Below are 25520 nucleotides of genomic sequence, written 5' to 3' on the forward strand. Positions count from 1 at the left end.
TACTTTTAAATTAAAAATAAAGAAAAATTAGAAAAGAAAATAATGTTTCTCTTCAAAAATTTTTTTGATCAAAATCAATTAAGTTTTTGAAAGAGCCAAATTAATATGTTGGGGGATTAATAAATATGAATGAAAGGGCTAACGAAAATTCTTGGATTCCCTTAATAGTTGTGGCTTGTGCTTCATTTATTATAGTATTGGACTCTTTTTTCATGAATGTTAGCATTTCTCGAATTGTTGTTGATTTGAATACTGATGTTAGTACTATTCAAATGATTGTGTCGTTTTGTACTCTTATTACTGCTGCATTGATACTTCTCAGTACCAAACTTCAGGACATAGTAGGTAAAAAGAAACTGTTTTTAATTGGCGCTACACTTTTTGGTATCGGCATATTTGCTGCGGTAATAAGTTCAAGTGTTATAATGTTTTTTGTCGGATGGTCAGCGATTAAAGGTATTGCTGCGGCATTAATGCTGCCTGCCATAGTTTCAATAATAAGCGGAACATATTCCGGTAAAAAACGTACAATTGCTTTGGCAACTTTAGGGATAGTGGCAGGACTTGCAGATACTTTAGCTCCACTCCTTGGTGGAATCATTACAACTTTTTTCAGTTGGAGATACACTTTTGCATTCGAATTAATATTCATTTTATTTATTTTAGTAATGCAAAATAAAATACCTGATTTCAAACCTACTGAATCTAAAAACGATCTTGATATTATTGGTGCTATAATTTCCAGTATAGGTCTTTTTTTGCTTGTGCTCGGTATTTTGACTCTGACTAAGGAGGTCACTACCAGCATAATTGAGATAATTTTGGGATTAATAGTCTTGGCAATCTTTATATGGTATGAACTCAAAAGAAAAAGGTCAGGCAAGGTGCCATTGCTTGATATTGATTTATTTAGAGACAAAAATTTGCGTGTGGGTACATCTATTAAGTTATTATATAATATTATAATAACTGGAACATTTTTTGTAATGGTTCTGTTTTTCCAAAGTGTATTGCAGTTAAATCCATTCGATACGGGTTTGGCTTCACTTCCGTTTGTTCTGGCTTTGCTTATTTTTTCATTGACAGCACCAAAACTAATTGGAAAACTGAATCATAAGACACTCATGGCAATAGGATGTATAATATCTATTGTCGGATGTCTGATTTTAAGTTATCAATTTAAATTAAATGTAACCATGCTGGATTTAATTCCAGGACAGTTTTTACTCGGGACAGGTCTTGGCTTTATGATGGCTTTAGCAGCGGATGTTGCATTATTTGATGTTCCTGCTGAAAGCCAAAATAACGCATCAGGTATTATTACAACTGGTGAGACATTAGGTTCATCAATGGGTACAGCAATTATTGGAATAATTCTAATTCTTGGAGTTATGGGTGGTATTAGTACTGCAGTCGATACCTATGCACCCGATTATTCAGGAAACGAGCAATTCCATCAGGAGATCTATGATTACTTCCAAAAATTAGATACTATAGAGGGACAAGATAGTGTTGTTGTGAATACTGCAGATATAATTATTCAGAATGCAATGGCATCCGTAATGTATGCATTAGCTGCCGTGTTAGTAGTTATTTTAATTATAACGCTGCGGATAAAAGATAAAAATATTAAAAAACAATGAGAGTTTATCTCTCACTTACTTTTTTTTAAGGGGGAGGTTGGCAGATATTTGGATAATTCATTAATGTAATTTCTAATTAGAGTATTGATCTTATTAATGGTGAAGCTATTTTCTAATTACTTCACTATCATGTAAATTTTTAAAATATATGCAATCGAAAGGGATTTTCACAGTTATTGAACATTCCTGATAATATATATATGTCTTAAGCATGAATGGGTTCAACATGTCTGGTAATATCTATTGATGGTGATGTTGTAAAAAAGGTTAGGGAAGCGGCCTATATTAATTCACAACGAAGATTAATGTAATGGCTAAATTTTTCTTCTTAATTCATAGGAGATATATTCGTGGCACAGCGATGGAAAACTTTTTTTATTTTAAAACTAATTTAGTATTATGAAAAAGTTTTTAAGTGATGCATTAAAATTCCAATGGAAAACAATAATAATCATTTTTGCATTACTCATTATTCAGACATTTTTTCAAATGGAGATAATTGATTTGTTCAGCATAGCTTTAACTGGAGTTAAAGAACAGAAAATAGGCTTGCTTTTCAAATCAGGATTATACATGTTAGTGTATACTGCCTTTGTGATGATTTCCATTTATGCTGTCTCTTTTCTCTCAACAAGAGTGGCTTCAAAAGCAGCATATACAATACGTGAGAAAATATTTCATATTCTAATGAACTTGCCTGATGAGGAAATTGCCAACTTTAAAATTTCAGGGCTAACCACACGGTCAACCAGAGGAATGTCCTCAGAACAGGGATTTATAGTGATAATACTCACACAATTAATGCTGATTCCAGTTACACTCACAGCAATTATATATGAAATAGCATTGATTGATGGGACTTATGCGATATTCTTCTTGTCATTTGTTGGTGTTATTGCCCTTCTTGTAATTTTTAGAATGAAACAAATTGTAAAAATATTTTTCAGAGCTAAAAAGACATATGGGAAGTTAAACCTGATGTTTCTCTCCAAAATCACCGATATTGCCCTCAAGATTCCATTTAATAAACAGGAGTATGAAGTTGAATTTGAAAAGGCATGTGAGAATTCATATGATAAAAACGTTAAGTATATCTTAAGTCAATATTACCTGGGCCCAGTATTATTATGGGGTTTATATGCTGTTGTTCTGATTACATTTGCAATGATCAATTCCGGGTACACTATTGGCTTTGAAACTGACAGTGTAATTGATTCATTTATTATTCTGATATATGTTGCATACTTCGTTTCTACATTGACATTTGTTCCAGCTTTAATTGATAGGTGGCCACGTGCATATGCCACTTCCGTGCGTTTAGAGGAAGTCCTGAACATTGAAGATAAAATCATAAAATCTGAAAACACAAATGACCATCCAAAAGAAATAGAAATCGCTGAGGGTGATATTGATTGTGAGGATAAGGGCATATGGGCTGAAAGAAAAGATATCTTCCAAAAATTCCGCAGAATATTGAAAGACGATAAGGCCAAAACAATAATATCAATGATTTTACTCACGGCATCTACATTGTGCATGGTTTATGCTCCTAAAGTTGCAGGAAAGACGGTTGATTTATTGAGTTCTAACGTGAATTCATCTAACGATTTTGCCATCTACACTAATCTTGCCTTGTTGTTGGCATTATATTCTGTAGGGTATCTGTTTAAAGTACCTCCAAAGAGAATCATGGGAGTTATTGGTGAAAAGGTTGCATATAATTTAAGAATGAAATTATTTGATAAACTTGATGCTGTTGGTTCAGGATTCATTCAGGAAAATTCAAAGGGTCAGATTCTATCTAGATTAAACAATGATGTGATGAACATCAGGGAGTTCGTTTCTTTCCGTATTTCTGAAATTTTTGCGCAAATCCTATCGATAGTCCTTGTAATGGTATTGATGGTGATGACAGACTTTAGATTGAGCTTAATATATCTGATGATACTGCCTGTTTATGTGATTTGCTTTTATTTATGTGATTATAAATCTAAATACTATTACGATGGTCATCAAAAGCATTTGGGGCGATTGATGAGCTATTTTGAAAGAGGCCTGTCAAATCGTGATTCATTCCATGAAAAAGGATTTAAAAAAATCAACCAAACTGTAATTGACTATTATGCAAAATCTCGAAATGTTACTAATGTTATGGAGCCTATTACGATCTTTTTAACAAATGTAAGTAATATAACTGTTTATATGGCAGGTGTTTACTTGTTATCAGTTAATGAAATACAGCTGGGAACCTTATTGGCAGTTATTATGTATGGACAATTGATGACAAAACCTATTAAGAAACTAAGTGCCTCAATGGCTTCTATTGAAACTGCATTTTCAAGCATCAAGAGGATATTTGCGATTATTGACTATCAAAAAGAGGAATAATTGAATTTCAATCATGCAATATGTATTTGGACAATTTCGTTAATTATGCCAACCTCAATATGTTGGTTAAAAAGAATCAGATGTTGCATAATCAGGATTCGACATTGCTGATTGGTGATGTTGTAAATGAAGTCATTAAGTAAGGATAAAACAATAGTTAATTGTTAGCTTTTCATATATTGGTAAAAATATTGTCTAATCAATAGATAAACTAAACAAATAGTTATAACTTTAAATATTTTTAACAATAAAAATTATAATCATGTCAAGAACTTACCTTAAATTTAAAAGTACAAACAGAGAAGATGAAGAGCAAACAATATTGAGAATTTTGAAAGAGAACAAATACAAAAAAAGAGAATCTCATGGGGAGGAATTTTATCAACATGGATCCGGAATAGTCACATCTCCACAGTTAATTAAATACACATTTAAAGATGATATAATTGTAATAGAATCATGGGTTAGAGAATTTGGATTCCTTGGTGAATCCAGTTTAGAAGGTTCCAGCCAAATATTTGCTAAAAAATCAGCCAAAGGAACATTAAAAAAAATTCAGGAAGGACTGGGGTTAGAAATTATTGAACAAGGAACTTTATAATAACTGTTTACAGATGAACAAACCTTAATTTTAATTTTTTAACAATAATCTGGTGTATTGTATAAAACAAATTTCACTAATAGTAGTAGATAATTTGAAGTGTGTTATGCCAACGCCAATATGGCTCTGGTCAAATGGAACTAAAAGTTGCATAATCCGGATTCACCATTGCTGATTGGTGATGTTAATATGATGATGTTGTAAAAGAGGTTAGTGAATCTAGCTATATTGATTTACAACTATGTTATTCTAATAATTGTTTTTTAAATCCTTCTTTTGCTTTTATTATTGTTTTTTCATCGTATAAGTCTTTATTATTGTTTAAAGTAAATTCAACTAAATCATAAATGATTTTATTCAATGATTTGCCTTTGTCTGTTAAGAAATATTCATCAGCATCTTTTTTAATTAATTCCTGTTCTTCCATGAATTTCAAACTTCTGGACAATGCCTTGTTTGACATTTCAGGTCTTTCCTTTTGAAATTCGCTAAATCTGGTTTTTCCAAAGAACATGTCGCAAATAATTTGCAAAACCCATTTTCTATTGATTATATCGAGGGACAATTCAACGGGACAGTGAGTAAGTTCAAAATCAAAATATGTCATATGGTTTAAAAGTTTCTATTTTGTCTTATTTTAATGTTTAGGTGTCATAGCCGTCACTTTGACTTTTTATATTTATTTATTGAGATAATTAATTATGACATTAAAAGATAATCTTCCAAAAATTGCCCTTGGTGCTTGGGCATGGGGTAATGATGGAACTTTTGGAAACGAACATAAAATCGAAGACTTAAAGCCAATCTATGATAAATCAATGGAATTGGGATTAAACCTTTGGGATACTGCATATGTCTATGGAATGGGAAAATCTGAAGAGGTTTTAGGTGAATTCTTAAAAACTTCCAATCGTGAAGATTTTGTAATTTCAACCAAATTCACACCTCAGCTTGCCGAAATGTTTGAGGCAAATGAGGTAACATCAATGTATGAAAACAGCGCAAAAATATTGGGCGTTGAAGACATTGACATTTTCTGGATTCACAATCCTGTCGGAGCGCCTGAATGGACTAAAAAGTTGGTTGAAACCGCAAAAGAGCATGACATTAAAATGATTGGTGTTTCAAACCATAATCTTGCAGAAATCGAAGAGGCAAATGAGATTTTAAAAGAGGCGGGCTTAAAGCTTGGAGCTGTTCAAAACCATTACAGCCTACTCAACCGTTCATCTGAAGATTCAGGAATCCTTGAGTACTGTAAAGAGAATGACATAATCTTTTTCTCATACATGGTTTTAGAACAGGGCGCATTGTCCGGCAAATATGATACTGCTCATCCTTTCCCTGAAGGATCAGACAGAGCAAATGCATATGGTGGAAGTTTGGCAGAAATTGAGGAATTGAATAAAGCTATTGCAGAAATTGCAGAAAATCACAATGCAAAAGTTGCACAATTGCCGATTGCATGGGCAATAGCTAAAGGAACACTTCCAATTATTGGAGCAACAAAGGTTCACCATGTTGAAGATGCAGCTGATGCAGTAAACATTGAATTAAGTGATGATGAAATTAAAACAATGGAAGAACTGGCAGATAAGGCCAATGTCAATACAATAAGAATTTGGGAAAAGGAAATGAAATAATTTCTATTCCTTACTTTTTTTTAAGAATGCATATTGTGGCATTTTTGCCACTATAACTATTAAAAATATTAATGAACAAATAATTTCTCATGGCACTTGAAGAGAAATTGTATGCAAATCAATTTGAAAGAAATATTGTGGGCAGTGCAATTAAATCCATAAGCAATAAATGGACATTTTACATTTTAAAGGATTTGTTTTTGGGAAAAAAGCGTTTTTCACAATTTCTAGAAAATCGTCCAAATCTAGACAATAAATCTCTTGCAAGATGCCTTAAATCAATGGAAAACAACAATCTAATTCAAAAAAAGATTAATAATCATGAAACAGAATATTTTTTAACTTCAAAAGGAATGAAACTAAATAAGGTATTATATGAATTGATTATTTTTGCTTTGGATACTCACGATGGAGATTTCTACACGGATGATGAAATCATGTTCATAAAAGAAATTTATGTTGATATTCTTGACTTATGATTGGTGATAATATGTTGGATAAAAAAATTGTTTTGGTGCTGATTTTCATTGTAGCAATATTGAGTATTTCTGCAGTCAATGCATCTGAAAACAGGGATAATTCAACTGATGTTGTTGTCAATAATGAATCAATAGCAGACAGTATGCCAATATTCAATGAGTCTAATGCTGTTTCAAATGGAAGCGCCCAAACAGAAGTGACTAAAAGTAATTTAACTGAACCTAAATCGATTTCACTGTCTGTTTCAAAATTATCAACAACATACGGATCAGGCAAATATTTCAAGGTAAAAGTGATTGACAGCAAAGCTAAAAAACCTGTAGCAAATGTTAAACTTATTTTAAAAGTATATTCTGGTAAAAAATATAAAAAAATCACTGCAGCAACTGATTCTAATGGAATTGCAAAATATTATGCATCTAATTTAGGCATTGGCAATCATAAAGTGACAATAAATGTCAAAGATTCTAAAAAGTTTTCATCAAAGATGAAATATAGTTCGATTAAAATCTCAATGGCTAAACTAAAAATTTCAGCTCCAAAAATCACAGCTTATTATAAGGAATCTAAAAAGTACAATATTGCTATTAAAAACAGGGAATCCAAAAAACCGATGAAGAATATTAAAGTAATGATAAAGGTTTTCACAGGCAAAAAATATAAGAAATACTCTTTGAAAACGGATAAAAAAGGGATTGTGGGTTTCAACATGAAATCATTGTCTAAAGGCAAACACAATGTTGTTATTAATATTAAATCAAACTCTAAGGTTAAATCGGCTGTTTTAAAAACATATATTAAGACTATTGTTCGTTCAAATATAATAAAGCTTAAAGTCAATAGTCATGTTTTAAATGTGAAACTGGAAGATAATTCCGCAGCAAAAGCACTTATGGACAAATTAAAAATGGGTGATGTTACCATTCATGCTGAGGATTACGGAGGCTTTGAAAAAGTTGGGGATTTGGGCTTTTCACTTCCGAGAAGCGATAAATACATTACCACTTCAGTAGGGGACATTGTACTTTATGACGGTAATGAGATATCACTATTCTATAATTCAAATTCATGGTCTTATACAAAACTGGGTAAAGTACAGAATATTAAAGATTTGAAGAAGATTTTGGGAAATGGTGATGTAAAATTGGTTTTAAGTTTAAAATAACAAGTATCTAGGTGATATGATGTCTTTCATTAAAAAAATTTGTTTTATAGTCGTATTTAGTTTAATTGCTTGCACTGCGGTTAGCGGAGATGATAGTATGGATGATTTAGTTAAAGTCAAAATCAATGATGATGTATTTGATGTTAAATTGGAAAATAATTCCGCCACACAGGAATTGATTAAGGAATTGAAAAAAGGAAATGTCACTGTTAATGCATCTGAGTATGGAGGTTTTGAAAAAGTTGGGGATTTGGGCTTTTCACTTCCGACAAGTGATGAAAATATTGGTACTGCTCCTGGAGATATTGTATTGTATCAGGGAGACAAAATATCCTTGTTTTACGGTTCCCATTCCTGGAGCTATACAAAACTTGGTAAAATAGATGATGTTGACTCCAATAAACTAAAGGAAGTTCTGGGGTCAGGCAATGTAACATTGGAGTTTAGTTTAAAGTAATTTAATTTATAATGTGATATTATGGAAAATATTGAGATAACAAAAGAATGGGACAAGGTTTTTCCCAAAAGCGAAAAGGTAAATCATGAAAAGGTAACATTCAAAAATAGGTATGGAATAACTTTGGTTGCAGATTTGTACAAACCAAAAGATTCTAAGGATAAATTGCCTGCTATTGCATGTGCAGGACCATTCGGTGCTGTAAAAGAACAGGTTTCAGGTCTCTATGCACAAACATTGGCGGAAATGGGATTTTTGACAATAGCTTTTGATCCGTCATTTACCGGTGAAAGTTCAGGCGAACCTCGTGATATGGCATCCCCCGACATCAATACTGAAGATTTTCAGGCTGCAGTTGACTATCTTGTCACATCAGATGATGTTGACGGTGACCGGGTAGGAATTTGCGGAATCTGCGGATGGGGAGGAATGGCGCTAAATGCTGCGTCTCTTGATACTCGTATAAAAGCAACAGTTACCTCAACAATGTATAATATGACTCGTATTAATGCAAAGGGATATTATGATGCGGATGATAATGCCGATGCAAGATATGAAATGAAAGTTGCCCTAAACAATCAAAGAACTGAAGACTTTAAAAACGGGGAATATGCAAAAGCAGGAGGTGTTATTAAAGAGGTGACTGATGACCTGCCACAGTTTGTAAAGGATTATCATGACTTTTACATTGAACCTTTAGGGTATCATCCAAGATCTCCCGGTTCAAATGATGGATGGAATGTAATAGGATGCATGTCATTCATATCTCAGCCGATTATAGCATATTCTGATGAAATCAGAACGCCCATTTTAATGATTCATGGGGAAAATGCACATTCCAGGTATTTCTCAGAAGATGAATTTGCAAAATTGACTGGAGACAACAAGGAGTTAATGATTATTCCAGATGCTGTTCACACTGATTTGTATTATAAAACTGATGTAATACCGTTTGAAAAGATTGCAGAATTTTTCAATAAAAACTTGTAAGTTACTTTAAATAGTAACTATTATTTTTTTAAAACATGTTTTCCATAACCTAACTTGGAATCTTCAATCATTGTTTTCTCATTAATTGTTATTGAATAGTTATAATATGTACACAATTATGTAATATATTTTATCTTTAAAATGCAAGAATACTACAACTTCTGCAAGTTGTGGATGAATTGCACTATTGGGTGTACTGTCTTTTTTAATTAATTTTATTGTGTTTTATTTTATTTGCGTTTTTTTTTGAGGCTATTTTATGTCATGAATTTTTATTCAGTATACTTTTTTGTTATTGTATTATTAAATAATTGCTTTGGGTATGAAAAATTGTTTTGGGTTTGAAAAATTGCTCTGAGTTCGTTATTCGATTACTTTTCAAATGCTCTCTCTCATTTTTTATATATGGGTAATTATAAATGAGATATTATTCAATTAAGTGTGATTTTAATTGTTGTTTTAAAAAAGAGTTGATGTTTTTTCATTTTTTTTAGATTAAATATTAAAAAATATTGTCATTCACTGGCTTTTAGTGATTCTACCATGTCTAACTTCTTAATTTTATTTGAAAACATTAGGTTTACAAGTATTGATATGGAAAATGTAATTGAAGCAGATAATATGAGATTTGTAATGGTTAATTTGGGTATTGTATAAAATGAATTTCCTGAAGAGGCCCACATTAGATCCAGGACATAGATGCCTAAAGGCACACCAAGTATAAATCCTATAGTTGTAAATATTAGGTTTTGTGTTAATAGCAATCTTCTCAATGCATTGCTTTTAAATCCCAGTACTTTAAGTGTTGCAATTTCCCTTTCAATTTCTGTAAATGAGAGTAATCCTAAATTATACAAAACTATGACTGCCAAAATACATGCGAAGAGGGATAATATGTAAATTAACATCCATGCTGTTTCGGTTATTTCATCCCATCTCTTTTCAATGTCATCAAGAGTAATGGTTGATTTAAAGCCCTCATATGTTTTGTTAACGTGCTGTGAAGTTATGACACTGGTTGGAGTGTAATTAAGGTTAAGTTCTTCCAATTTATTTGGGGACATGATTAAACCCTGTGATATTGGGTCTGCATGGATTTTATCAATTTTTGTATTGACCCATTTGTTCGATCCCATGATGTGCCATTTAACGGTGTTTCCAATGTCTATATTTAACTGGTCTGCCATTTTTTGTGAAATTGAAACTTCATCATTTCCAATTTCTATTTTATTCTCATACTTGTCTGTTGGCGTTATTAAATCCGTGCTGTTTGAAACCAGAATATTTCCCATTTTTTTCGTGTCATCTGTTTCGAGTTCAATTTTCTCCTCCATTATTTTGTCTCCGTTAACATCACTGGCTACTTTATCAATTTGGGATATTGTTGCGTTGGCATCAATCATTAATTTTGAATCATAATGATTAATTTGATTATATTCCCATTCTTTTACATCATTCAGCCCATCATATAATCCAAATGCACCAATTAAAAGTGCACTACAACCCATAACACCTATAATGGTCATTACACTTCTCAATCTGTTTCTTTTTGCATCTCTATAATTCCAGCGGAAATTGAATGATAGTTTTTTCCAAATCTTTAATCTTTCAATGAATCCTGAAGTTGATATTTTAGGCGCTTTGGGTTTAATGGCATCGGAAGGTTTTTCTTGTGAAATGCTTGAAATGGCACGATATGAAACTGCAAGTGAAAATATGGTCATTAAAACTATTAGATATATAAAATTCATATTTCCGGTAGGGCTCCATAAAGGTAGTTTATATGTTTTAATCATTGATGGATAGAATATTGGAGGTATTATTTTTGGTCCTAAAATCAAACCCAAAATGGAACCGGTTAAAACTAACCAGAATCCATACGATATATAATGCTGAGTTATGGTACTATTTTTAAATCCATTGGCTTTTAATATTCCTATTTGCATTCTTTGATGTGAAATTATCCTAGTCATTGTTGTCATGAGGATTAGCATTGAAACAATGAGGAACACAACCGGGAAAATATCAGCCATCATTTTGTGTTTGGCAATTTCTTCTGAAAATTGATAAACACTTGGATGGTCTGATTGCTTAACAAATGCGCTGTAATATCCATTTAAACGATAATCTAACAATTTGTAATATGTATCGGGGGAACCCTCAAATTTAACGTTTAAAACATTGTATGGGACTGTATCTTCGGGAAATGCTTTATGGGACATATAAGCAAAGCCGATTTTATTGTAATCTTGTATCACAGAATGGTCTGATGTATGATAAACGTATTCCGGTGAATATCCTAATCCTTTAATTTCCTTATCAATTACATACCCTTTACTTTCAAAGCTGATGCGGTCTCCGATTTTTAATCCTTTGGCATCTGCAAAGCTTTTATCAAGCCATACTCCATCACAGTCATTAATGTCCAGTGGTTTGCCTTCCAATAAATAGAATTTGGATATGGTATTGTTTTCAACAAAGTGCAGCGTAATTTCGGGGTCATTTTCGAAGTCAGCTACTGAATCAACAACCAATTGCCTATCCATTTGTGTAGTTGGGCCTAAAAGATTCACTTGTTCCAGAAACAAATCATTCAAATAAGGTGAATAAATCCAACCATCTGCCAAGTTGGTTTCTTCATAATAATCGTTTATGTTGACTTCAAGACCTATGCATTCGCTACTTATTCCGGTAAAAACAAGAACTCCTAAAAATGCCATTAAAAAAATAGATATGAATTGGGATTTGTGTTTGAATATGTCTCTTACCATCTTTTTTCCAAGCATTTACTCACCATTATACTACTTTCAATTTGAATATTTAATTATGTTCACTTTCCCGTTTTTATATTGAGTTACACTAATTTGCAGTTGTATTCTGATTGCTGATATATATTTAAGCAAATTCGAATCAATACGGTTGTTTTTGAATTGAATCTCATTTCATTATATAAGTCATTGTTGTTGATTAGCAATTATATTTCTTATTGTCTTGGTTAGTGAATTATGAATTCTTAAAAATATTTAAAATGGTTAAATTGTTTAAACAGAGTGTTTTTGGAACCATTTCATTTTCATTCATAAATCCTGATTCATATTAGCTATTCTTTTGAAATGGATTATTCGATTCATGATTTTGTTTAGATTGAGATTCAAAATATCATACATTAATTGTTAAATTTTATTATATCTCACATCATATATTAATTATTATTTTTTTCAATAGTTTTAGTTCAATCATTTAGTCGTAGCGAAAATATAAGGCCTATTATTGCGGGTACATGACTCTTTTCATTTCATCTGTGGGATTTTGTCAACTATTTTTTCTTTAATACTTGTTTCATTTTGTAATTCTTTCACATCTGTTGTTTGCTCAAGCGATTCTTAATATTCTTTAGACCAGATGCGGATGTGAAAAATTTCATCATTTGGCAACAGGTTGTGATTCCAGTTGAACCAATATTAGTTTGTTCATTATAACACCTATCTTTTTTTACTAAATAATAATAATAATTTTTTTTTTAGATAAATTATTTATTAGATAGTTTTAATAATATTTATTAGTTAATGAATTTGAAGGTTTGATAAAATGGATGATAAAACAAATGATTTTTTAAGTGAATATTTGTCAGAATTATGTCTGGATTTTGATGAATCAACTTTAATTTCTTCAAATAAAAATGGAGAAAAAGAAAAAGGTATAATCGTAAAATCAGAATATGAATTTAAAAAAGAAAATTTAGTTGAATTTACCAAATCCAATTCAATTTCAATCAATGAGATTTTATTGGCAAGTTTAACATTAACACTTAATAAATTTAATTTTTCCGATGAAATTTTAATTTTCAATCAAAATAATATTCCATTTGCAGCTAAATTTGAAAACAGACAAATTTACATTAGGGAATTTCTAGAGAATATTCATGAGAACTATATTAAAACGTTGGAGTTCGATGAATATTGCAGTAATGATGATTTTCTTTTAAAGCCGGAATTTTATTATTCGTTTGGTGATGATTTAAAATCAGATGAAGACTATTCCAATTATTTAAGCATTGTTGAAAATGATAAAACTGTTTTGTTGTCATTATTTTACAATAATGAATTATATACAAAGGAATTCATTGATTTATTCTTATCAAGCCTTGAAAAAATCGTTGAAGAAATAGTTAATGCTAATATTGATAAAACAAATATCTGCGACATTGCCATTGTAGGCGAAAATGAAAATGTTGTCTTCAGCGAAGTTGAATTGCCTTTGATTCACAAACGCTTTGAAAAGCAGGCAATGGAGAATGGTGATGAAACTGCTCTTGTTGCAAGTGATGCCACATTGACTTACAAGCAATTGGATGAAAAAGCAAATGTTATTGCAAATGCTTTAATAGATAAAGGAGTCAAACCGAAAAGTAATGTTTTAGTAATGCTTTCAAGGGACAGTAATTTGATTGCTTCCATTTTGGGTATCCTTAAAGCGGGTTGTGCCTTCATTCCGATTGATCCTGAATATCCTCAGGAGAGAATAAATTATATTTATGAAAACAGTCAGGCGGATTATATTATTGCCAATGAATCTGGAGAAAAATCTTTAGACATTGAAGAACTGCTTAAAGAAGGCAATTCAGAAAATCCTAACGTTAATGTTGATCCTGATGATTTGGCATATATGATTTATACTTCAGGCTCAACCGGTAATCCTAAAGGTGTGATGATCGGTCATGAAAACATTTGTAATCAGGTTTCAAATCCTAAATCCACTTATGATAGCTTGCTTTGTATTACAACTATCTCTTTTGATGTGTCTGTTGATGACATATTGACATCTCTCTCAAATGGGTTGAAATTGATATTGGCTGATGATGTTCAAATCAAAAATATTCCTGCTTTAATCAAGTTAATTGATGAAAATCAACCTGAAATTTTAGATATTACTCCTTCAAGACTTGCTTCTTATCTTGAGGTTAAAGAATTCTGTAATGTTATATCCTGCATAAAGTGTTTTTTCATTGGAGGAGAGAAATTTTCAGCAAAAGTTTATGAAGATTTAAGAAAATACAGTGATGCGGTTGTCTATAACAGTTACGGTCCAACAGAAACAACAATCACCTCAAACAACAAAGAAGTCACAGATGTAAACGATTTGACTGTGGGTCCTCCTTTAACCAATTATGTCACTGATGTTCGTGATATTGATGGAAAATTGGTTCCTAATGGTGTAATGGGTGAATTGTACATTGGAGGTGTGAGTGTCGGAAAAGGATATTACAACATGCCTGAAAAAACTGAAGAGGTTTTCCTGACTATCAATGACATTCCGTATTACAGGAGTGGGGACTATGCTATTGAACTTCCAAATGGTGAAATCGATATTAAAGGAAGAATTGACAATCAGATTAAACTCAGAGGTTTAAGAATAGAAATTGGTGAAATTGAAACCAATATTGGTCAATATCCAGATATAAGGCAGGCGGTTGTTGTAATTAAAGAGATTAACAATAATGAACATTTATGTGCATATTACACTGCTAACTGTGAAATTGACAGTGATGACTTAAAAGAGTTTTTAAAAGATCGTCTTACTCGTTATATGGTTCCAACCGTGTTCATGCAGCTAGATGAAATGCCGCAAACACCAAACGGTAAAACTGACCTGAAACAACTGCCAGCACCACAACTTAGATTGTCATTTACACTCCCTGAAACTGAAACTGAAATAATCTTGCATGAAATTGCTTCATCCATCAGCAAAACAAAGGAATTCGGTACTACTGATGATTTGTATGCTGTCGGATTTACTTCATTGTCACTGATGAAATTAAATGCAAAGATTTATGAGGAAATGGGTGTTAATTTAGATATTATTTCATTATTGAATGATCCTACAATCAAAAATATTGCAAACGAAATAGAAAACAATGATATTCTAGATTTGAATAGGCTAATAGAATCATCTAAGGACATGGTTTATTATCCATTGACAGAAAATCAGATGGGAATCTATTATGAGTGCATTCAAAGTGGTAATGTTGCACAATATAATCTCCCGTCAATCATAAGATTTGACAGTGAAGTTGATGCGGATAGATTGTGTGATGCTATCATTAAGACAATTGATGCATATCCTTATCTTAAAACCAGAATTGTTACACAAAAAGGTAAAGTGATGCTGAAACGTGATGATTCAATAGATATTGATGATATTCCAATTGTTGATGTTGATAATATTTCTGATAGTGAAATCGAAAAAGAAAATCTTAAACTTTTTGATTTGCATAATGACCAGTTATTTAGATTTAAAATCTATAAAACTCCTAGTGAAACAATTTTATTCTCAGATGTCCACCATATAATTTCCGATGGTGAATCTTTGGATAAGTTGTTTACAAATATTTCCAATGCCTATCAGGGAATTGAAATTGAAAAAGAATCAATCAATGGTTACATTAACAGTATAATTGAAAGTGAGAATGAAAACAGTGAAAAATATCAATTGTCTAGAGAATTCTTCCAGGATAAATTAACTCAAGAAGTTGATTCGACTGTATTGACTCCTAATTTGAATGGTAATTTTGAAGAAGGAATTTTAAAATCAATTTCCAAAAATATCGACCCTGAATTGGTTAATAGGTTTTGCAGTGAAAACAGGATAACTCCTAATGTCTTATTCATGGCAATAACTATGCTGAACTTGAATAAGTATTCATTCAATGACAAAACATTGATTACAACTATTTTCAATGGAAGATCAAATTCATCCTACCTCAACACACAGGCATTGCTAGTTAAAACACTCCCAATTGTTTCAATCAATGATGATAGGACATTATCATTTAAAGAATATTTAAATTCAGTCAATGATATCTGGATGGAAACCATTAATCATTCTGATTATTCTTATACTAAGATTTCTGAAGAGTTTGGATTGAAACCAGAGTTTTTCTATGCATACAATAATCTTGATGCTGAAGAAATTGAGATTAATGGTAAAACTTATAAAGTCAAGTATTTGAATTCACTTGAAGTTAACTATAAAATATCTTTGGATGTTAATGAAACCAAAGATAATATTGAATTGTTTATCCAATATAATGACCAATTGTACAGTGATGATTACATTGACACATTCTTAAATTGCATAATTGATGTATTAAATCAATTAATTGAAGAGGATATTGAAAAATTAAGCATTGGTGAAATAGAATTGGGTGAAAGTAAAGAGACACCTATATTCACGCCTGTCGATATGCCGATTTTACATAAACGCTTTGAAAAACAGGTGGTTGACAAAGGTGATGAAACTGCTATTGTTGCAAGTGATGCTACATTGACTTACAAGCAATTGGATGAAAAAGCAAATGTTATTGCAAATGCTTTAATAGATAAAGGAGTCAAGCCGAAAAGCAATGTTTTGGTAATGCTTTCAAGGGACAGTAATTTGATTGCTTCCATTTTGGGTATCCTTAAAGCGGGCTGTGCATTCATTCCGATTGATCCTGAATATCCTCAGGAGAGAATAAATTATATTTATGAAAACAGTAATGCGGATTATATTATTGCCAATGAATCTGGAGAAAATTCTTTAGATATTGAAGAACTTCTTAAAGATGGTAATTCGGAAAATCCTGATGTTAATGTTGATTCTGATGATTTGGCATATATGATTTATACTTCAGGATCCACAGGTAATCCTAAAGGTGTAATGATTTGTCATAAAAACATCTGTAATCAGGCTCAAAATCCTAAATCCACTTATGATAGTTTGCTTTGTATTACAACTATCTCTTTTGACGTGTCTGTTGATGACATATTGACATCTCTTTCAAATGGGTTGAAATTGGTATTGGCTGATGATGTTCAAATCAAAAATGTTCCTGAGCTTATCAAATTGATTGATGAGAATAAACCTGAAGTTTTAGAAATTACTCCTTCAAGGCTTGCTTCTTATCTTGAGGTAAAAGACTTCTGCAAGGTTATATCATGCTTAAAGAGTATTTTCCTTGGTGGAGAGCAGTTTTCAGCTAAAGTTTATGAAGATTTGAGAAAATACTGTGATGCGGTTATTTATAATAGTTATGGTCCAACTGAAACAACAATCACCTCAAACAACAAAGAGGTCACTGATATGCATGATTTGACTGTTGGTCCTCCTTTAACCAATTATGTTACTGATGTTCGTGATATTGATGGCAAATTGCTTCCTAATGGTGTAATGGGCGAATTATACATTGGTGGTACTGGTGTAGGTAAAGGATACTACAACCTGCCAGAAAAAACTGAAGAGGTTTTCCTGACTATCAATGGCATTCCATATTACAGAAGTGGGGACTATGCTATTGAACTTCCAAATGGTGAAATCGATATTAAAGGAAGAATCGACAATCAGATTAAACTCAGAGGATTAAGGATTGAAATAGGTGAAATTGAAACCAATATTGGTCAATATCAAGATATAATGCAGGCTGTTGTTGTAATTAAAGAGATTAACAATGCTGATCATTTATGTGCATATTACACCGCTAATTGTGAGATTGACACTGATGATTTAAAAGAGTTTTTAAAAGACAGGCTTACTAATTATATGGTTCCGACCGTGTTCATGCAACTTGATGAGATGCCGCAAACACCAAACGGCAAGACTGACTTGAAACAACTGCCTGAACCTCAACTTAAATTGGCTTTGGTGATGCCTGAAACTGAAACAGAAGAAAAATTATATGATATCGTTTCATCCCTTGTAGATGTTGATGAATTTGGTGTTACAGATGATTTATACGCTATTGGTTTTACTTCATTGACCTTAATGAAATTAAATTCCATAATCTATGAGAAAATGGGTGCTAATTTAGACGTTTCCATATTGTTCAATGAGCCAACAGTTAAAAACTTTGCAATAGAAATTGATAATTCATCTGAAAAAGAGGCAGGTCTTCAAAAGATTATTGAATCAGCTAAAGGCATGGAGTATTATCCATTGACTGAAAATCAATTGGGTATTTACTATGAATGTAAGCAAAATCCTGATGTGATTAAGTATACAATGCCTACAACAGTAAAATTTGGCAGTGATGTTGATGCAAATAAACTTAAACAAGCAATTGTTGATACTATTGAAGCCCACCCATATCTTAAAACAAGAATTGTAAATCATGATGGTGAATTAAAACAGAAAAGATGTGATGATGCACCAATAGATGATATTGAAATTGTTAAAGTCGATAGCATTAGTGATGAAGACATTGTTAGAAATGACGTTGGCCCAATCTCAATAGAGGATAATCAATTGTTCAAATTCAAAATATACGAAACCCCTGATGAAGTTGTATTATTCACAGATTTCCACCATATAATTACTGACGGAGTATCGCAAAACAATTTATTTAGAGATATAGCAGATATCTATGAAAATAGAGATATGTCTGAAGAAATAATCGATGGTTATGTTTACAGTATTCTGGAAAAAGATGCTGAAAATAGTGAAATATATCAATCAGCAGAGGCATTTTTCGATGATAAGTTAACTCAGGGAATAGAATCCACAGTTCTAACTCCAGACCTTAATGGAAATCCTGATGAGGGTAAAATAAAAAATGTTTCTGATACTATTGATTCAGAGTTAATTGATGAGTTCTGTAATGATAATTCCATAAGTAAAAATGCTTTGTTTATCGCAACTACCATTTTAAATCTAAACAAATTCACATTTAGTGACAAAACATTAATAACAACAATATTCAATGGAAGATCAAGTCCAAGTTATTTCAATACTCAAGGATTTTTGGTAAAAACTGTTCCGTTTATAATCAATAATGAAAACCGGCATGTGTCAGTCAGAGATTTCATTAGATCTATTGACAAAACTTGGAAAGAAACCTTAAGAAATACTGCATATCCATATATTAAAATTGCTGAGAAATATCAATTAAAACCTGAATTCTTCTATAATTATCATGAATTCCTGGAATCAGATGAAATTATAATAAACAATAGGGAGTACATTCCGCAGGAGTTAGCCGGGTTTGATATGGTTACAGTTGAATCTAAAATCAATTTGGCTATTTATGATAATGGTGATGAATTTAATGTTATCATGGAATATAATGACCAGCTATACAGTGAAGATTATGTTAGGACATTCATACAATCCATGAAAAACATTTTAGTCCAATTCCTAGAAAATGATATTGACAGTTGCAGAATCTGTGATGTAAAATTAAAAGATGATGTTGAATCACATGAATTTATCGATGTGGAAATTCCATTTATCCATAAACGCTTTGAAAAACAGGTTGATGAAACTCCTGAAAACATTGCATTAGCTGCATGTGATGGTTCATTTACATATAGTGAACTTAATCAAAAAGCAAATCGTGTTGCTAATGCCCTTATAGACAGAGGAATCAAAGCTAACAGTAATGTGTTGGTAATGCTTCCACGGGACAGCAAGCTTATTTCAGCCATTTTGGGTGTTTTAAAGGCAGGATGTGCATTCATACCTATTGATATAAACTACCCTAAAGGCAGGATTGATTATATTTTCGAAAACAGCCAGGCAGATTATTTAATAGCTGATGGAGTTATTGAAAATTCAATCGATATTAATGAATTGCTCGAAGAGGCAAATACCTCAAATCCTCAAGTTGAAATTAATCCGGATGATTTGGCTTATATGATTTACACTTCAGGTTCTACAGGAAATCCTAAGGGAGTAATGACCAGCCATATGAATATTACAAATCTGTTCTCAAAAAGTGAGGATAGTGTAATTTATAATGCATATTCAAAAATGAAAAAGACTCTTGCCCTTTCAACTGTATCTTTTGATGCATTTTTACTTGATTTCATGCCATTAACCTTCGGTTTGGAAATGGTGTTGGCTAACGATAGTGAAATAAAAAATATTAAGGAATTGGCGGAGTTAGTTAAAAGAGAAAAACCGGATTCACTTACATTTTCCGCACCATCAAGATTTAAACAATATTTGGAATATGAAGAATTTGCCAATCAAGTACCTAACTTCAAGTATATTGGTGTTGGGGGAGAAATGGTACCTCAAGACCTAATTTCACGACTTTTAGAGTACTCTAATTTAGAAGTGTACAATATTTACGGTCCAACTGAAACAACAGTAACATGTAATGCTCATAAGCTTACCACTGCTGAAAATATAACTGTTGGAAAAGCTCTGCACAATTGCATAACTGAAGTTAGGGATATTGACGGTAAATTGCTGCCTTATGGTGTAATGGGGGAATTGTACATTGGGGGTAAAGGTGTATCTAGAGGATACTATAATATGGAAGAAAAAACCAAAGAGGTATTCCTGTATATTAATGATATTCCATATTATAGAAGTGGAGACTATGCTATTGAACTTCCAAATGAAGAATTAGTAATAAAAGGAAGAATTGACAATCAAATTAAATTGAGAGGATTGAGAATAGAACTCGGTGAAATTGAATCCAATATTGCCAAATTCCCACATATTAAACAGATTGCTGTTGTAATTGAGAAAATCAATAATGTTGAACATTTATGTGCTTATTTCACAGCCGATGAAGAAATAGATATAAATCTATTGAAAAGGTATTTGGGAAATAAATTAACTGAATATATGGTTCCAACTGTATTTATGCAGCTTGATGAGATGCCAATATCTCCAAATGGTAAAACAGATATTAAAAGACTTCCAAAACCAAAATTAAATCTAGATTATGTTGAAGCTGAAGGCGAAACTGAAGAAAAATTAGTTGAGCTTGTTGCATCCATTGCCAATACAAATAAATTTGGTACTACAGATGATTTATATGAATTGGGTTTCTCTTCTTTAACATTAATGAAATTAAACTCAATGATTTTCAATGAAATGAATGTGAATATTGATGTAACGTCATTGTTCACAAATCCAACAATAAAATCGCTTGCAGATAAAATTGACAATAACATAGAATCTGAAATAGATGTGGATGAAATTATTGAAACTGCAAAAGATATGGAATATTTCCCATTGACCTCAAACCAAATGGGAATTTACTATGAGTGTTTGCAAACTGAAAAAATCAAATATACAATGCCTTTTGCAATAAGGTTTAAAAGCAGTGTTGATCCTAGTAAACTTAAAGATGCTGTTATTAAAACTGTTGATGCACATCCATATCTCAAAACAAGAATTATTAATAGGGATGGCGGAGAAATATTCCAAAAAAGATGCGATGATGCTGAAATTGAAGAAATAGAAATTGTTGAAATAGATTCCATTAGTAATGAAGAAATAATGGAGAGGGACATAAAACCTATTCCATTAGACAATAATCAATTATTTAGATTTAAAATCTATAAAACACCAACAGAAACAATATTATTCATTGATTTCCATCATATTATTACTGATGGGGTATCTCTGGGCATTTTCTTCAATGATTTGACCAAAGCATATAACAATGAAGAAATCGAAGCTGAAATAATTAATGGATTTGAATATAGTTTGATTGAAGAGAAAGCATCTGTTAGTGAAGTTTCTGAGAAATTCTTCAAAAAACAATTTAGCCAAGACATTGAATCAACAGTTTTAACTCCAAATATGAATGGCGATCCAGATATTGGAAAAATTAAACTTGTTTCAGACCAATTGGGTTCTGATTTTGTCAAATACTTCTGTAAAGACCATTCAATAAGTTCAAACGTTTTATTTATGGCAGCTACACTTTTAAGCCTTAATAAATTTACATTTAGTGACAAATCATTAATTACAACAATATTCAACGGTAGGGCAAACCCAAATTATTCAAATACTCAGGGAATGTTGGTTAAAACGTTACCAGTTATTGTAAATGCTGAAAATCGTGACATGTTGGTTGAGGATTACATAAAAATAGTTGATAAAGCATGGAAAGATGCATTAATTCATAGCGATTATCCATACACAAAACTTTCAGAAGAATATCAATTAAAACCAGAATTCTTCTATGCGTTCCATGAATCCCTAAATAATGATATTGAACTTAATGATGAATCTTATGAAGCAGTTGACCTTGATGGTACAGTTTCAACTGATTATAAAATAAACATGGACATTTATGATGATGGGGAAATTATTACTCTGTATTTGGAATATAATGACCAAATATATACTGAAGAGTATGTCAATCTCTTCCTGCGTTCAATTAAATATATTTTATTCCAATTCTTTGTTAACGATATGGATAAGCTAAAACTAAATGACATTGAATTGATGGAAAGGGAAATCCCTGAATTTGAAGAAATTGATACTCCAATTTTACATAAGCGCTTTGAAAAACAGGTTGTTGAAAAAGCTAAAGATGTGGCATTGGTTGCAAGTGATGCTACTTTAACTTATGCTGAGTTGAATGAGAAAAGTAATAAGATTGCAAATGCATTAATCAAGAGAGGTGTAAAGCCTAAAAGTAATGTTCTTATAATGCTTAAAAGGGACAGTAATTTAATTGCTTCCATTTTAGGTGTGCTGAAAGCAGGCTGTGCATATGTTCCTATTGATCCGGAATATCCTCAGGAAAGAATCAACTACATTTATGAAAACAGTCAGGCGGATTACATCATAAGCTATGAGACTTCTGATAATTCTATTGATGTCAATGAACTTCTTGAAGAGGGTATTGCTGTTAATCCGAATGTTGAGGTTCTTCCAGATGATTTGGCATATATGATTTATACTTCCGGATCTACAGGTAATCCTAAAGGTGTAATGATTAGTCATAAAAACATCTGTAATCAGGCTCAAAACCCTAAATCCACTTATGATAGTTTGCTTTGTATTACAACTATCTCTTTTGACGTGTCTGTTGATGACATATTGACATCTCTTTCAAATGGGTTGAAATTGATACTTGCTGATGATATTCAAATCAAAAATGTTCTTGAGCTTATTAAATTGATTGATGTAAATAAACCTGAAGTTTTAGAAATTACTCCTTCAAGAATAGGGTCTTATCTTGAATTAGATGAATTCTGTAATGTGATTTCTTGTTTAAAATGTATTTTACTTGGTGGTGAGCAATTTTCAGCAAAAGTTTATGAAGATTTAAGAAAATACAGTGATGCAGTTATTTATAATAGTTATGGTCCAACAGAAACAACAATCACCTCAAACAACAAAGAGATTACTGATGTAAATGATTTGACTGTGGGTCCTCCTTTAACCAATTATGTCACTGATGTTCGTGACATTGATGGCAAATTGGTACCTTATGGTGTAATGGGTGAATTATACATTGGAGGTATGAGTGTTGGAAAAGGATACTACAACATGCCAGAAAAAACCAAAGAATCATTCTTAACTATCAATGGCATTCCATATTACAAGAGTGGAGATTATGCTATTGAACTTCCGAATGGTGAAATTGACATTAAAGGAAGAATTGACAACCAAATTAAATTAAGGGGATTAAGAATTGAAATTGGCGAAATTGAAACCAATATTGGTCAATATCCAGATATAAGGCAGGCTGTTGTTGTAATTAAAGAGATTAGCAATGTTGATCATTTATGTGCATATTACACTGCTGAAGGTGAAATTGACAGTGATGATTTAAAAGAGTTTTTAAAAGACAGGCTTACTAACTATATGATTCCAACAGTGTTCATGCAGCTAGATGAAATGCCTCAAACACCAAATGGAAAAACGGATATTAAAAAACTTCCGGAACCAAAATTGGATTTGAATTATGTGGCACCAAAAACAAAACTTGAACAGGAAATTTGTGCAATATTCTCGTCCATATTGAATTTAGAAACTGTTGGTGCAGAGGATAATTTCTTTGAAATTGGTGGAACATCACTTATTGCATCAAAATTAATTATTGAACTGCTTAAACAGGGATATACTGTAAGATATGATGATATATTCAAGAAAAAGACTCCTAGAGCATTAGCGAAATTATTGTCTGGAGAAAGCGATTCCGAAGAGGAGTTGGATGTAGAAGATGACATCATCAAAAACTATGATTACAGTGAAATCAATAAACTTCTTGAAGAAAATACATTGGAAAGCTTCTTCAGTGGTGAAAACTTAGAATTGGGCAATGTCCTATTGACAGGAGCCACAGGATTTTTAGGAATCCATATTTTATATGAATTCATCAAAAATGAGGAAGGAAAAATCTATTGTATGTTAAGGAAGGGCAAATTTGATTCATGTGAAGAACGGTTAATTGATGTGATGAATTATTACTTTGATGAAGATTTCACTGACCTGATAGGGTCACGTATCATCATAATCGAAGGAGACATAACTGAAATTGATGACTTTAAAAAACTTGAGAATGAACCGATTGATACAATAATAAATTCAGCGGCACTTGTAAAACACTATACTGCTGATGATTATATATTCCGGGTAAATGTCGATGGTGTAATCAATGGAATTAAGTTCGCCCAAACAAGGAATAACATAAAATATGTGCAAATATCAACAATCAGCGTTCTTTCATCATACTCTTTATATGAAGATGAATATCCAAATCAGGAATATTGTGAAAGAACATTATATTACGGACAGGATTTGGAAAATAAATATGTATGCAGTAAATTTTTAGCTGAAAGGTCAGTTTTACAAGCGGCGACTAAAGGACTTTCAGTAAAAATAATTAGGGTAGGAAACTTGATGAGCCGTTACTCAGATGGTATGTTCCAGAAAAACTATGATACAAATGCATTTTTAAATAACATAAAGACCATTAAAAAACTGGGAGCAATGAATCCTACAATGGCTAATGAAAAGGTTGACATGAGCCAAATCGATTATGTTGCAAAAGGAATACTTGCATTGTCAAAGACTCCAGAGAAATCCAGAGTATTCCATTGTATGAATAATCATTATATTTCACTTAGAGAAATTATCGATGTATTAAATACATTCAGATATGGAATTGCCGAAGTGGGTTTCGAAATATTTAAACAGATTTACGAACATAACATTAATGATACTATACAAGGTATTATAACTGCCGATTTTTCAATTGATGATTTTGATGAAGAAGACGATTTCGAAGAGAATGTAGAAATTGATCAGACTGTTGATATTCTTCAATCATTAGGATTTGATTGGCCTATACCTGATAAAATGTATCTTAAAAGATTATTCGATTATTTAAACAAATTCAATTATTTTGAATGAAGGT

The 25520-nt window shown here is 31.7% G+C and carries 12 protein-coding genes; 10 read left to right on the forward strand and 2 right to left on the reverse strand.

Features of this window, described 5'->3' with window-relative positions; genetic code table 11:
• Positions 1 to 125 precede the first annotated feature (125 nt).
• From QZN45_RS07880 to QZN45_RS07895, 4 genes are all read left to right on the forward strand, one after another.
• Positions 126 to 1643, forward strand: coding sequence for an MFS transporter (locus QZN45_RS07880; protein WP_296812322.1), 1518 nt, complete (start codon positions 126 to 128; stop codon positions 1641 to 1643).
• Between the two features lie 399 nt (positions 1644 to 2042).
• Entirely contained in the window at positions 2043 to 4031 is a 1989-nt protein-coding gene (locus QZN45_RS07885) for an ABC transporter transmembrane domain-containing protein (protein ID WP_296812324.1), read from the forward strand.
• Positions 4032 to 4051: 20 nt separating this feature from the next.
• Positions 4052 to 4174: a hypothetical protein gene (locus QZN45_RS07890; protein WP_296812326.1), complete on the forward strand. Its 123-nt coding sequence runs from the start codon at positions 4052 to 4054 to the stop codon at positions 4172 to 4174.
• Positions 4175 to 4293: 119 nt separating this feature from the next.
• Positions 4294 to 4632 carry a hypothetical protein gene (locus QZN45_RS07895; protein WP_296812328.1) on the forward strand — a complete coding sequence of 113 codons (339 nt, stop codon included), beginning with the start codon at positions 4294 to 4296 and terminating at the stop codon, positions 4630 to 4632.
• Between the two features lie 244 nt (positions 4633 to 4876).
• Here QZN45_RS07895 and QZN45_RS07900 read toward each other — a convergent pair whose 3' ends face one another.
• Positions 4877 to 5239, reverse strand: coding sequence for a helix-turn-helix domain-containing protein (locus QZN45_RS07900; protein WP_296812330.1), 363 nt, complete (start codon positions 5237 to 5239; stop codon positions 4877 to 4879).
• Between the two features lie 94 nt (positions 5240 to 5333).
• Between QZN45_RS07900 and QZN45_RS07905 the strand changes: the two genes are divergently transcribed.
• The 5 genes from QZN45_RS07905 (at position 5334) to QZN45_RS07925 (ending at position 9367) form a co-directional block, all read left to right on the forward strand.
• The gene (locus QZN45_RS07905; RefSeq protein ID WP_296812332.1) at positions 5334 to 6275 is read left to right on the forward strand and encodes an aldo/keto reductase; all 942 of its coding nucleotides are present in this window, start codon (positions 5334 to 5336) and stop codon (positions 6273 to 6275) included.
• 89 nt (positions 6276 to 6364) lie between these two features.
• The gene (locus QZN45_RS07910) at positions 6365 to 6754 is read left to right on the forward strand and encodes a helix-turn-helix domain-containing protein (RefSeq protein WP_292605329.1); all 390 of its coding nucleotides are present in this window, start codon (positions 6365 to 6367) and stop codon (positions 6752 to 6754) included.
• Positions 6755 to 6765: 11 nt separating this feature from the next.
• Positions 6766 to 7920, forward strand: coding sequence for a cyclophilin-like fold protein (locus QZN45_RS07915; protein ID WP_296812334.1), 1155 nt, complete (start codon positions 6766 to 6768; stop codon positions 7918 to 7920).
• Between the two features lie 19 nt (positions 7921 to 7939).
• A complete protein-coding gene (locus QZN45_RS07920) occupies positions 7940 to 8377 on the forward strand; it encodes a cyclophilin-like fold protein (RefSeq protein WP_292605325.1) in 438 nt (145 codons plus the stop codon).
• A gap of 21 nt (positions 8378 to 8398) precedes the next feature.
• The gene (locus QZN45_RS07925) at positions 8399 to 9367 is read left to right on the forward strand and encodes an alpha/beta hydrolase (RefSeq protein ID WP_292605323.1); all 969 of its coding nucleotides are present in this window, start codon (positions 8399 to 8401) and stop codon (positions 9365 to 9367) included.
• Between the two features lie 515 nt (positions 9368 to 9882).
• On the opposite strand, the gene QZN45_RS07930 is transcribed toward QZN45_RS07925, so the two are convergent.
• Complete coding sequence (locus tag QZN45_RS07930) at positions 9883 to 12153, reverse strand: ABC transporter permease (RefSeq protein WP_296812336.1); 2271 nt, start codon at positions 12151 to 12153, stop codon at positions 9883 to 9885.
• An 802-nt stretch (positions 12154 to 12955) separates the two neighbouring features.
• Here QZN45_RS07930 and QZN45_RS07935 point away from each other — a divergent pair.
• The gene (locus QZN45_RS07935; RefSeq protein WP_296812338.1) at positions 12956 to 25516 is read left to right on the forward strand and encodes a non-ribosomal peptide synthetase; all 12561 of its coding nucleotides are present in this window, start codon (positions 12956 to 12958) and stop codon (positions 25514 to 25516) included.
• Positions 25517 to 25520: the final 4 nt, after the last annotated feature.

The sequence above is a fragment of the uncultured Methanobrevibacter sp. genome (genome assembly GCF_900314695.1).
GTDB lineage: Archaea > Methanobacteriota > Methanobacteria > Methanobacteriales > Methanobacteriaceae > Methanocatella.

Coding starts and splice junctions, on each gene's coding strand:
- QZN45_RS07880 (WP_296812322.1), top strand. CDS start 126: ATGAATGAAAGGGCTAACGAAAATTCTTGGATTCCCTTAATAGTTGTG.
- QZN45_RS07885 (WP_296812324.1), top strand. CDS start 2,043: ATGAAAAAGTTTTTAAGTGATGCATTAAAATTCCAATGGAAAACAATA.
- QZN45_RS07890 (WP_296812326.1), top strand. CDS start 4,052: ATGTATTTGGACAATTTCGTTAATTATGCCAACCTCAATATGTTGGTT.
- QZN45_RS07895 (WP_296812328.1), top strand. CDS start 4,294: ATGTCAAGAACTTACCTTAAATTTAAAAGTACAAACAGAGAAGATGAA.
- QZN45_RS07900 (WP_296812330.1), bottom strand. CDS start 5,239: ATGACATATTTTGATTTTGAACTTACTCACTGTCCCGTTGAATTGTCC.
- QZN45_RS07905 (WP_296812332.1), top strand. CDS start 5,334: ATGACATTAAAAGATAATCTTCCAAAAATTGCCCTTGGTGCTTGGGCA.
- QZN45_RS07910 (WP_292605329.1), top strand. CDS start 6,365: ATGGCACTTGAAGAGAAATTGTATGCAAATCAATTTGAAAGAAATATT.
- QZN45_RS07915 (WP_296812334.1), top strand. CDS start 6,766: ATGTTGGATAAAAAAATTGTTTTGGTGCTGATTTTCATTGTAGCAATA.
- QZN45_RS07920 (WP_292605325.1), top strand. CDS start 7,940: ATGTCTTTCATTAAAAAAATTTGTTTTATAGTCGTATTTAGTTTAATT.
- QZN45_RS07925 (WP_292605323.1), top strand. CDS start 8,399: ATGGAAAATATTGAGATAACAAAAGAATGGGACAAGGTTTTTCCCAAA.
- QZN45_RS07930 (WP_296812336.1), bottom strand. CDS start 12,153: ATGCTTGGAAAAAAGATGGTAAGAGACATATTCAAACACAAATCCCAA.
- QZN45_RS07935 (WP_296812338.1), top strand. CDS start 12,956: ATGGATGATAAAACAAATGATTTTTTAAGTGAATATTTGTCAGAATTA.